Source organism: Nocardia sp. NPDC057353 (assembly GCF_042667085.1).
Lineage (GTDB): Bacteria > Actinomycetota > Actinomycetes > Mycobacteriales > Mycobacteriaceae > Nocardia.
This window is the reverse complement of the sequence record NZ_JBHVAK010000035.1, coordinates 11648-23662: the sequence shown is the minus strand read 5'-3', so window position 1 is coordinate 23662 and position 12015 is coordinate 11648. Positions and strand designations below refer to the sequence as shown.

Genomic DNA, 12015 nt, shown 5'->3' with positions numbered 1-12015 from the left:
CACGTCGGCCGGACACGCGCCGTTGGCGAAGCTGCCACCGCCCGTTCAAGCGGCTCCGCTCCAATGGAGTGGAGAGTCCAGCGAGGAGGGCAGCGATGACGCGGCAGGTGGAGAACAACGCGGCCGCGCATCTATGAGCCTGGAGCTACCCCCTGAGCTGCACTGGGTCGGCTGGATCGCCGGCGCGGAGTGGCCGGAGGGCATGGAAGACGACATGTGGCTCGTCTCCGACATCTGGAAAGCGGCCAGCGAGAAGACCGCCGCCATCATCCCCCGCCTCATCGAGGCGAAGGCGGCGGCGGCCGCCGCCTACCCGCAGGGCGCGGCGGGCGAGGAGATGGCCGCCCGCTATGACCCGCTCATCACCGGGGATCAGTCGCTCGACATCCTCGCGCAGTCGTTGCAGGCGCTCTCGGACGCCGCCTTCGACATGGGCACCGAGGTCCAGGCGACCAAGATCACGATCATCGTCACGCTGTGCTGGCTGCTCATGGAGATCATCTGGGCCTGGCTGTTCCCGCCCACCGCCGAGGCGAACATCGTGGCCGCGACGCTGACCACCCGCTCCTTCCTCAAGGTCGCCATGGACAGTGTCCAGTCGACGATCATGAACATCGTCGGGCACCTCTCCAAGACCCTCCCGATGAAGGGCGGGCACTTCTGGTCCTCCTTGGCGAAATTGAACTTCCTCCCGCCGACGGCCAAGGGCTGGGGCGTGTACGCGGCCCGCGCGGGCGAGGCCATCATGATCGGCGGCGGCATCGATGCCGCCGTCCAGGTCGGGCAGATCGCCGACGGCAAGCGCCGGGATTTCAACGAGAAGCAGTTCGGCTTCTCGCTGCTCGGCGGTGTCGCGGGCGCGCTGCCCGCGCGCGAGCTCGGCCGCTACCTGGGGCACTTCGCCGACAAGATGGGCGACAAGATCATCGCCAAGTACGGGGTGGATCTGAACAACGCCTGGTACCGCGGTGCCCGCGGCGCGATGATCGGCGCCGTCGCCGACGGCTTCGGCGCCGTCTTCGGCAATCTCGCGGTGGCGTCGCTGAATGCCGCGATGGGCGGGAACTTCTCGGATTCGTTCACCTCCGGGCCCGGCTGGGTCGGCGGTTTCGCGCAGGGTGCCCTGGTCGGTGGTGCCCGCGGTGCCTTCGTGTTCACCGGCCACATCCCGAATCCGGATGGCACGACCCCGGAGGGCGGCACCCCGCTGACCGGGTTCGACAAGGCGCGCTCCAAGATGTGGTGGTTCGACAAGTCCTGGGGCACCGGGTTCGTCTCGAAGCCGCCGGACCGGCCGAATCGGGTCGACGGTTCCCACGGCCACGGCAAAACCGAGGGGCACAAGGGCGACGGTGCCAAGAGCGATACCGACGGCCGTCCCGTTCGGCCGCGGCCGACCGGCGTCGACGGGTCCGTGCTGCCGGTGGCGGACGGCGCGATGATGTCCGGTGCGCTCCCCCCGCAGGTACCGGTGAGCGGTATCACGGCGGGCGGCCTGACCACGACCACCGGCACGGTCGACCCCGGCCTGTCCGGCGGGAGCGGCAACACCGGGGCCGTCGCGGCACCGGTCGGGCAGCAGGGCGGCCCGTCGAACCTCGGCGGGGGATCGGAGGGAACCCAGTGGTCCAACCAGGGTGCGCAGTCCAACGGCGGGGGCAGGCAGGACGTCAATGCCTTCTACACCGAGGGCGGCGCGCCCACCCACGGCCAGGACGGCGGGTGGCAACCCGGTAACCGGTCCGACGACGGTTCGCTGTACTCCTTCGACGAGCACGGCAATATCGCCATGCACGGCAATCTGGCCGAAGGGGGCCCCGGTTTCGTCCGAGACACCGACACCATGAGCGTCGACTCGCTGGTGATGAGCCAGTCGGATCCGCCGCCCGGTTTCGTGAATCGTGGTGTGGACGAGTTGAGCGTGGATTCGCTGGTGATGAGCCAGTCGGAAGCGGCTCCGGGTTTGGTGAGTCGGGGTGTGGACGAGTTGAGCGTGGATTCGCTGGTGATGAGCCAGTCGGAAGCGGCTCCGGGTTTGGTGAGTCGGGGTGTGGACGAGCTGAGTGTGGATTCACTGCTCATGAACCAGTCGGAATCCATTCCCGGTGGCAATGGCCGGAATTCCGACCAGTTCAGTGTGGATTCGCTGCTCATGTCGCCGTCGGACGCGGGATCGGAACTGGGCGGCCACAACACCGGCGATACCGGCCGGAACATCGCCGGCACCGGGGAATTCGTGATCAGCCCCCCCACCTCGCCGATCGGCAGCGACCTCGGGAGCTCCGTCTCGTCGCTCAGCTCCGACGGCGGGAACGGGCAGCAGGGCCATGTGCCCTCGTCGGAGAGCGGGCAGTTCCGTGCGCAGGACAACCACGTGGTCCCACTCACCGGCGCGGTGCCGACTCCGTTCACGCAGCTGCCCGCGCCCGGCGGCGATATGGCGGCCCAGCACACGCAGCAGACGCAGACGCACGGCGAGTCCCCGTCGAACCGGGAACGGCGAATGCAACTGCCGAGGCTGGTGATCACGGCACCCTCCGACGGCAGCGGCGAGGTGCAGCAGGGCCGGACCGGTGCGCCGCCGCTGACCGCGCCGGTCCCGCTGGTCGTCGACGGCACCGGCCCGGTGCGGGCAGGCGCGGACAATGTCAGCGCGTGGCTGGCAGCCCTGCCGCCGAATATCGCGACCCTCTCCCCGAACGTGTCCGTCGGGGGTTCCTCCGGCGGACTCCGGCCGCCGCCCGTCATCGTTCCGCCGCCCCCGATGCAGACCGGGACGCAGGATGATTCGTCCGTCGTGCAGCCGGGGGGCGATACCCTCGCCGTCCCCGGCGGCAGCGACGGCGGGGCGAGCGGCGACAGTGGCCGCAGCGGGCACTCGGTCGTCGGCGGCACCGTCACCGTCGGCGGCGGCGGCACCCAGGCCGTGCTCGCCGCACAGCACAGTGAGGACAAGAAGTTCTTCGGCGGTCACGGCCATGATGTGCGCGGCAAGCCGCGCCCCCAGCGGTGGGTGGCCTGGCCGTTCATGCCGGAGCCGTACACCCCGCCGGAAGCGCCCGACGAGTCGTGGATCCCCTCCGAGCCTGCGGATCCCACCGACGAGGTGGACCCGAAGCCGCCGGAGGATCCGGCCGACGAGGTGGACCCGAAGCCGCCGGAGGATCCCGCCGACGAAGTGGACCCCCAGCCGCCGGCGGATCCCGGCGACCCGAACGGGGGCAGCGACCCGACCGATCCGGGATACCAGGACGGTTCCTACACCCCGGACGAGTACCCGGGCCAGGACGGCTCCTACAACCCGGACGAGTACCCCGGCGAGGACGGCTCCTACCACCCGGACGAACCGGCGAACCAGCAGGACCCCGCCGCCGATCCGGCACCCCAGGTGGACGTCCCCTTCCAACTGGGCGGCCCGTAGCGATGGTCGTGACCCGGCGCCCCCGGGACTCCCGAACTATGCTGTGCGTCAGCAACGCTGACCGCCCGGAGCTGAAATGCGCGTCCCCGGCGCGGCTTACCCCGCCGTGAACCGCCGCAGGCACCACCGAGACGGAGGATTGTGATGTCCGACGTGACCGCGGCCTGGAACAGCGTCCACCGGAGTGCGTCCACGGGCATGCTGAAGTTCGACCCGCAGGCCGCGATCAACGCCGCGCGCGCCTGCGCCGACCTCATCGAGCGGCTGCTCGGCATGCGGCAGGCCATCTCCGAGGCCGGGCTCGACGACATGGTGACGATCACCAGCGTCGACGGCAACTCCTACCTGCTGCCCTCCGGTGCCCAGTTGACCAGGGCGTTCGAAGCGAAGGCCAGGGATCTGGCGGAGGCCGTGGCCGGGCACGTCGAGGTGGTCACCGACATGGGCGAGACCTTCGTCTGGGCCGGGAAGACCTACATCGGCACCGATGACGTCACCGGCACCCTGCTCACGCTGAACAACCTGACGATGCCGACCACCGGGGTGCCCTTCCCGCTCGACCTCGACGCGGGCGGCCTCGGTGATCCGGCCACGTGGCCGGGGAAGCTGGACGGCGTGCTGACCGACGCCGGGCTCGCAGGCACCGGGGACGACTACTACACCGTCGAGGCCTTCGGTTTCGACGAGTGGCCGGAATCCGGCCCCGAGTACACCAGGGATGTCACCACCGCGTCGACGGTGCGCCCCGAGAACGCGGCCCAGCTCGGCTTCGGGCACTTCTTCGAACTCGGCCAGAATCTGGCGGAGGACACGAAGCGGGTGGTGCTGGCGGCGCTCGGCTGGCGTGCGCTCACCAAGGGGCTCTACGACGCGTGGGGCGATTTCCGGAGTGCCATGGGCACCGTCAACACGCGCTGGGAGGGGGTCGGCGCACAGGGCGCCAAGGACGCGCTGCGCCGCTGGTCGACCACGTTCGAGCCGATGATCTACGCGGCGCAGGGCATGGGGCTGGTCATGGAGTACACGGCCGACTGGCTGGGCCGGACCTACGTCTCGATGCCGCAGCAGGACATCGCCGCCCAGCTGACCGCCGCGAACGCGCAGTCCGTGCTCGACCACTACCGCGAGGAGTGGCACAAGCACTATGCCAACGGCATCGTCGCCAGCGCGGCGGCGCTCCCGGTGATCGAGGGCCCGGACGCCGCGGGGTCGGCGATCCCCCGGCGCACCCAGGAGGCGGGCGGTGGCGACGAGTCCGGGCTGCCGAACCCGGGATCCGACGACGACCCGGTGTTCCCCGGCGGGCAGGAGACAGGCGGAGCGGGCGACCTGCCGCAATTCGGGTCCGAGCAGGAGGCATTCGACCGCGGGTTCGCGGACGGCCGAGCCGGCGAGTACGGCGCGGGTCAGTTCGGCGGCTCGAACCCGCTCACGGCGGGCGGCCAGGAGTACGGCGCCGCCGAACGGCCCGGTACGGGCGGCGGCTACGGCACCGAGGCGGCCCCCGGCGACGGCGGATGGCAGGCCGCCGCCGCCCAGGCCGCGGGCTTCGGCTCCGAAACGTCTGCGGGCGAGACGATTCCGGCCGCGCGCACGCCGACGGAGGGCGGCGCGGCGCCGAGCACGCCCCAGCTCCCGGCCGCCCCCGCGTTCACCCCGGGGGCGGGGCTGCCCGCGGCCTCGATGCCCGCGGGCAGCACCGCCGGATCGGCACAGTCGACCCGGTCGCCCGTGGCACCGGCCGAGCCGCCGACGATGGCCGACGCGCTGGCCGAGCTGACCGGCGTCGCCCCGGAGGAGCTGCCGGAAGCACTGCGGAACACCCCCGTCCGGTCGGCGCCCGGCGCCACCGGTGCGCCGTCGATGGCCGACGCGCTGGCACAGCTCACCGGGGTCCCGGCGGAGCAGATGCCGCGGCAGCTGCGGGACATGCCGCTCGCGGGCACCGCGCGCTCTGCCTCGGGAGTCGGTTCGCCCGGCTCGTCGCTCATCCAGACCCTCGGTGACCTCGCGGCGGCGTGCGCGCAGGGAATCGAGGCGCTCCTGCAGCTCGTCGGGATCGGGCCGGGGACGCTGGACGAGTCCGTGGCCGCCGCGTTCTCCCCGGAACAGCTCGAGCGGCAACTGGGCGACCTGGTGAATCCGCGCGAGCTCGCGGGCGCGCTCGGCGGCGGGGGCGGTGGCGGTGGCGGTGGCGGGCTGCCCGCCCCGCTCGGCGCCGCCGGGCCCGCCACGCCGCTGACCCCCTACCACGAGGCGCGGGTCGATGCCTTCCCGCGCGCTTCGGTGGCCGCCCCCGCCGCCATGCCCGCGGCCTACCACGGCGCGGCCGAGAGCGGTCAGCCCGGCGGCAGCGGCATGCCGATGGGGGGGATGGGCGCGGGCGGGATGGGCGGCGGCTCCGGCGGCAGCCAGAACGAACACAAGCCGGGCCAGTACCTGAACTCGAAGGAGCACTTGGAGGAGGTGTTCGACGATTCACCGAACCGGGTGAAGCCGGTGATCGATCGCTGATCCGCCGAGCGCACCGGATGCGCATCGAGACACATCCAATTATCCTGTGCGCCACCGAAAGTTAATCGTCCTGCGATGTAATACGCAGGAGGCGGACGGTGTCGCGCCGTGGTACGAAGTTATCGACCATTCCGAGGTAGCCTGCTGCGACGGCGCAGGCGCCGCGCCGGAAGGAGAGCTAGATCATGGCCGGCAACATCGAAGTCGATCCGGACGCACTCGCCACCGCGGCGAACCTGACGGAGAACCTCGCCGACGAGGTCCAAGCCGTGTTCACCTCGCTGCAGAGCGAGCTCGAGGTGCACGAATCCGCAGGCACGAACCAACCGTGGGGCAACGACAAGCTGGGCAAGAAGTTCTCCACCGGGGAGAACAACGACGGCTACCAGTCCGCGCGGGACAACCTGCTGGCCGGGCTCGAGGGAATGGCGAACACGCTCAGGGAATTCGCCACCGGGCAGCGGGACGCGGTCACCGCGCTGACCCAGGCCGATCAGAGCGGTCTCTGAGCGCCGCACGAGAACCGGAGGTAGACCATGTCGAATCGCCGTCTCCAGGAAGACATGGCGGTCATGCTCAACGGCCTCGGTGAGCAGATGAAGGGCATCGCCGAGGTCCAGAAGAAGCGGTCGCTCCTGACCGCGACGAAGACCGCGTGCGACAAGCGCATCGAGGTCACCGTGAACGCCGACGGCCTGCTCATCGAGGTCAAGTTCGCTGACGACATCCTCGACATCGAGATGGACGAGATCGCCCTCAACATCACGGCGGCCGTCCAGGCGGCCGCCGCCGACGTCGCCGAGCAGGCGGCGGAACTCATGAACCCCCTGATGGAGCACCGCAGGTCGCTCCCGCCGCTCTCCGAGATCATCGAGGGCGCACCGGATCTCGGCGGGCTCATCCCCGCCGCCCCGCCGACGCCGAAGGTTCCGCCGAGCTCCCCGGAGTGGCCGGAGAACCGGGCGGACGATCGCGACGACCAGGCCACCCAGTCCATCGTCGCCGACCGGGATCTGTAGCGGGCCCGCCCCGCCCGATCCCGAGCCTGCCGACCACCGAGACGGAGAGTCACCTTCATGCCCGACCTGGACGAGAACTGGGACGCCGTGCACAGCAGTGCGCAGCAGGGATTGCTCGAGTTCGATCCGCAGCAGGCGATCGACGCCGCGAACGCCTGCCGGGACGCGGTCGAAGTGCTGCTGGGGATGGCGAAGGCGATCACCGACGCGGGGCTGGACAGCGTCAAGTGGATCACGGCCTACGATTCGGCGGGCAGATCGGGCGAGGTGATCCTGGCGTCGGGGGGCCAGCTGTCGAACGCGTACTCGACCAAGGCCATGGAGATGAAGGCGTCGCTGGAAGGGCACGCGCACATCCTGAGCCGCCTGGGCGACACCTTCATCGCAGCCGGAAAGACCTACCTGAACAACGAAGAGACCACCGTCGAGCACCTGATGGGCACGTTGAACGGCATGAGCATGCCGACGGGGCCGGGGGATTACGTCTTCACGTTCACGGATGTCTCGGACGACGGCAGCTTCGATCTTCCCGGCCAGTGGACGGACGCCGGGCTGGCAGGCCCCGGCGACGACTACTACAGCTCCGAGGCCAACCTCCCCCCCGACGCACTCAACCCCGGGCTCATCCTCACGAACGATGTGGACATCGCCGCCACCATCCACCCCGAGAACGCGGATTCCCTCGATTTCTGGCAGTTCTACGCACTCGGACAGAACCTGCCCGGTGATTCGACCCACATCATGGGCATCGCGCAGTCGTGGCGGCAGCTGCACGACCACTTCGGCGCGACCATGAAGACCTTCTTCGAAACGGTCGACGCGGCGCTGTTCGGCTGGAAGGGCGAGGGTGCCAGGGAGGCGAACCTGGCAGTCCTGCGGTGGATAGTGTTCGCGCTGTTCATCAAGCCCGCGATGGAGCGCCTGTACGAGAACATGGACTACTCGGCCGAGTGGCTGTACCGCACCGCCCACTCCATGCCGACCAGGGACGTCGCGTCCCAGCTCACGGCGCAGAACACGTATACAGTGCTGACCCACTACCGCCGCGAGTGGACCAAGCACTACTACGACGGGATCCAGAACAGCAAGGCCGGGTTGCCGATCGACACGGCGCCGTACCATCAGCCGCCCCCGGTGCAGCCCGGAAACCAGGACGATCCGGGCAATAACCAGGACAACCCTGGCAACAATCAGGACAACCCGGGCAACAATCAGGGCAACCCTGGTAACAACCAGGGCAACCCGGGTGACAACCAGGGCAATCCGGGCAACAACCAGGGCAACCCAGGCAACAACGGCGATATGCCCGAGTACCAGACCGAGCAGGAGGCATACGACGCCGGCTACCAGGCCGGGCTGGAGTCGGCGCAGGGCGACGGTCAGGGCCAGGGCGACGGCCAGGGGCAGGACAACGGCCAGCCCCTGGAGGAGGAGCAGATCCCGGCCGTCCAGGGCAACTACGAGGAGCCCGGCGTCGGGCAGGTAGGCGAGCAGGGCCAGGGCGGCGACGAGAGCACCCAGGGTTCCCCGGTGATTCCCGGCGGCGCCACGATGCCCGCGGCCGAGGAGCAGTCCGCCGGGAAGCCGATTCCGGCGGGTGCGCCCTCGACGGCGCCCGAGGAGGCGACGACGAACCCGGCGTTGGCCGCGGGGCTGCCGAAGACGGAGCCGGGCAAGCCGCGGGTGCCGAAGCCGAAGACGCCCTCGGTCGCCGACGTGCTCGCCGAGCTGACCGGCATCTCGCCGGAGGATCTGCCCGAGGAGCTGCAGAACACCCCGATCACGACGCCGGAGGGGGCGACCGAGCCGTCGCTGGCGGACGCGCTGTCGCAGATCACCGGCACCCCCGTCGACCAGATGCCGCAGGAGCTGAAGGACATGCCGCTCTCCGAGTTGCTCGCCGGTGACAAGCCGCTGAGCGGCACGCTGGCCGAGGAGGTCGGCGGGCTCTCCGAGGAGCAGCTGCAGGAGATGGCGGCGCTCGGCGTCCCCCCGGAGGTGATCTCGCAGCTCACCGGGGGAACCGAGGGCGCCGCGGGTGACCAACCGAGCCTGCCCGAGTTCCTGACCCAGATCGCGGAGGCGCTGACCAGCGGTATCGAGGCGTGGCTGGAGATCGGCGCGGCGCCGAGCCTGGAGCCGTCGACCGGGCTGGCGGGCGGGGCCTTCTCGCCGGAGCAGCTGCGGGCCCACCTGGAGGGGCTGGCGAGCTCCACCGGTTCGGTGAATCCGGCGGGCGCGGGCATCGCGGGCGGTGGCGGGCTGCCCGCATTCGCGGCGGCCGAGTCGGGCCAGCCGCTGCCCGCCTACCACGAGCGCGGCGGCGGGTTCCCGCGGGCTTCGCTGCCCGAGCCGTCGCTGATGCCGATGTCGCACACCGGTACGACCGGTGGTTCGACCGGGGGCATGCCGGGCGGCGGCATGCCCGGCATGCCGATGATGGCGGGCTCCGGCATGGGCTCCGGCACCGGCAGCGGCGGCTCCGAGAGCGAGCACCGCCCGTCGGAGTTCCTGGAGTCCGAGGACCACCTCGACGAGCTCTTCGGCGGTTCGCTCGGCCGGGTCCGGCCGGTGATCGAGCAGTGAGCCGCCAGTGGTCCTTCACCGACCTGGAGTTCGTGCTGCTCTGCGATCGGGCGGACCGGGGCAGCATCCCCGAGCCGTTCACCTACACCAGCCGCATCGCCCTCGCCGAGGATTACGCGGTCGAGCGGCGCCGGGTCTGGGCCGAGCTGGAGTCTCGCGACGACCCCGATCTGCGGGTGATCTCGGATGCGCTGGACCGCCCCGACGTCAGCATCGCGGTCAGGGCCTGGGACGAAGCGGACTACAGCGACCAGACGAAGCACATTCGGGCGCACGTGCTGCGCTGGCGTTCGCTCGGGCTGGTGATCACCCAGCGGCCCGGTGAGTCGGTCTGGCACAGCGCCGGATTCGACGTCGCCGAGTGCGACCCGCACGCGATCGCCGACGTCGCGCTGGCGCAGCTGCCGACCGCGAAGGCCGGTCGCTCGACCGACCTGCTGCTGCCGGGGCCGGACCCGCAGGTCGACGCCGACGACTACTCGGCGGGGCCCGCGGTGGGGGACGAACTGGAGGTCGACGACGCCCAGCGCGGGGCGCGCTTCCTCGCGGCCCCGGCCGCGCTCGCCGGTGACGTGACCGTCTACCAGGGCCGGTCGAAGTTCGGCCCGCGCGGCCGGATCGGGATGACGCTGGAGTGGCGCGACCTGCCCGACGACGGCCGCTATGCGATCCGGTCCACCGGCTCGGCGCGAACCGCCTCCGGTATGGGCACCAAGGGAATGGCCGAGTGGGCGAACGAGCAGGTCACGGAGATTCTGCTGCGCCTCGACCGGCACATGGAGAACGAAGAATGACGGCACCGCTTCGACCCGCCGTCGCCGGAAAGGCAGTTGATTCGCAATGACCGTGCCGGAAGCACCGCCCGGAGCCGAGGATCTGGCCGACGCCGATCCGGTCGAGCTCTGGCAGGGCCTGTACCAGATGGCCAACGACAACTTCTTGCAGTTCGACCCCCAGGACGCGGTGACCGCTGCCAACGCCGTCATCGACCTGCTCGACGACCTGCGTGGCATCAAGAATGCGATCTCCACCCTCAAGCTCGATGCCATGGATCCGATCGCCAAGACGCCGGACAACAGGCAGCTCCTGACCTCGGGGCACGAGCTGGCGATGGTGTACAGCACCAAGGCGAAACACCTGGCGGGCATCCTCGACGATCACATCGAGGTCGCCACGCTGCTCGGGGACACCTTCGTCATGGCGGGCAAGAAGTACACGGGCACCGATTCCGCCACCGCCTCGTCGATCTCGACGCTGTCGAGTATGACGATGCCGACCGGCGCCACGGAGTACCGGGGTAGCTACTCGGGCTACGGAACCCCGAGCGAGAACCTGGTCTCGCCGAGTATGAACGGCAAGGTGTTCCACTGGGGGTCGCCGAAGGAACTCGATGCGTACGCTCCGACGGCACACCTCAAAGACTTCAAGTCGAAGGACACCTCGGTCGAGGTGCAGATCGAGACCAAGTCCAGCTTGAGCTTCAAGACGATGTACGAGCTCGGCCAATACCTCGATCCGGAAGTAACGAACGACCACGCGCGGCACTGGCACACCATGGCCACGGATATCACCAACCACCTCAACAAGATGCTCGGCATCATCAAGCCGCTGAACAGGTCGTGGGTCGGGGCGGGCGGTGAGATGGCCCAGCAGGCGGTCGACGGTATGTCCGACCGCGTCAAACCACTGACGGATGCCATGGTGCAGGTCAGCCGCACACTGGAGTACACGGCGAACTGGCTGCTCTACTGCAAGATGTCGATGCCGACCCGTCCGGAGCCGGCGAATACGTGCTGCCCGGATCCCGAGACGAATTACTACCGCGACCAGTGGCAGAAGCATTACGGCGACGGAATGAAGACCACCGTCGAGTCGATGCCGTTCCTGCCCGGCGCTCCCGACATGTACGGGAACGAGATCGACCAGCCGCCGCCTCCCGGCTCGGAAGAAGGGGCGGGAGATCCCAACGACCCGGGCAATCAGGGGCCCGGCTACAACTACCCGCCCGGCTTCAATCCCAACGACCCTTACGGCAACAATTCGAATTTTCCGTACGGGTACAACTCCAACGACCCCTACGGCAACTCGAACTACCCGTACGGGAACAATCCCCTCGACCCCTACGGCAATATGTTCCCGGGTCAGCCGGGCCAGAACGGTGCGTACGGGGACACCATTCCGCGAACGCCCGCGCACAGCGCGAAGCTCCCGACGTCGCAGTCGCCGCAGACGCCCGCGACGCCGCGGATTCCGTCGATGGACGAGATCAAGGATGCCTTCGGCGGTTCGGGCGCCCCCAGTTCGGGCGGTGGCATGCCCGCGGCGAGCAAGCCCGCGGGCAGCAGCGGCGGTTCCGGTTCGCAGGGGTCCGGTTCGGGGGCGCCCGCGACGCCGCGGATTCCGTCGATGGACGAGATCAAGGATGCCTTCGGCGGTTCGGGCGCCCCCAGTTCGGGCGGTGGCATGCCCGCGGCG

General features: G+C 69.8%; 6 protein-coding genes and 1 pseudogene. All 7 read left to right on the top strand.

The window, feature by feature from the left end:
- The first annotated feature begins 133 nt into the window (after positions 1-133).
- Positions 134-3421, top strand: a complete 3288-nt coding sequence (locus tag ACFUUZ_RS19280) for a hypothetical protein (RefSeq protein ID WP_378697978.1) — start codon at positions 134-136, stop codon at positions 3419-3421.
- Between the two features lie 144 nt (positions 3422-3565).
- The gene (locus ACFUUZ_RS19275) at positions 3566-5935 is read left to right on the top strand and encodes a hypothetical protein (RefSeq protein WP_378697976.1); all 2370 of its coding nucleotides are present in this window, start codon (positions 3566-3568) and stop codon (positions 5933-5935) included.
- 185 nt (positions 5936-6120) lie between these two features.
- Positions 6121-6444, top strand: coding sequence for a hypothetical protein (locus tag ACFUUZ_RS19270; RefSeq protein WP_378697974.1), 324 nt, complete (start codon positions 6121-6123; stop codon positions 6442-6444).
- A 27-nt stretch (positions 6445-6471) separates the two neighbouring features.
- On the top strand, positions 6472-6954 hold the full coding sequence (locus ACFUUZ_RS19265; protein WP_378697972.1) for a YbaB/EbfC family nucleoid-associated protein: 483 nt from the start codon (positions 6472-6474) through the stop codon (positions 6952-6954).
- 57 nt (positions 6955-7011) lie between these two features.
- The gene (locus ACFUUZ_RS19260) at positions 7012-9540 is read left to right on the top strand and encodes a hypothetical protein (protein WP_378697970.1); all 2529 of its coding nucleotides are present in this window, start codon (positions 7012-7014) and stop codon (positions 9538-9540) included.
- The gene (locus ACFUUZ_RS19255) at positions 9537-10334 is read left to right on the top strand and encodes an ESX secretion-associated protein EspG (protein WP_378697968.1); all 798 of its coding nucleotides are present in this window, start codon (positions 9537-9539) and stop codon (positions 10332-10334) included. Before ACFUUZ_RS19260 ends, ACFUUZ_RS19255 begins: the two co-directional genes overlap by 4 nt.
- Positions 10335-10380: 46 nt before the next feature.
- A pseudogene (locus ACFUUZ_RS19250) lies at positions 10381-12015 on the top strand (hypothetical protein); the annotation flags it as partial.

Bases quoted from the DNA above. Each gene is read 5' to 3' on its own strand.
- ACFUUZ_RS19280 (WP_378697978.1), top strand. From the start codon at position 134: ATGAGCCTGGAGCTACCCCCTGAGCTGCACTGGGTCGGCTGGATCGCC.
- ACFUUZ_RS19275 (WP_378697976.1), top strand. From the start codon at position 3,566: ATGTCCGACGTGACCGCGGCCTGGAACAGCGTCCACCGGAGTGCGTCC.
- ACFUUZ_RS19270 (WP_378697974.1), top strand. From the start codon at position 6,121: ATGGCCGGCAACATCGAAGTCGATCCGGACGCACTCGCCACCGCGGCG.
- ACFUUZ_RS19265 (WP_378697972.1), top strand. From the start codon at position 6,472: ATGTCGAATCGCCGTCTCCAGGAAGACATGGCGGTCATGCTCAACGGC.
- ACFUUZ_RS19260 (WP_378697970.1), top strand. From the start codon at position 7,012: ATGCCCGACCTGGACGAGAACTGGGACGCCGTGCACAGCAGTGCGCAG.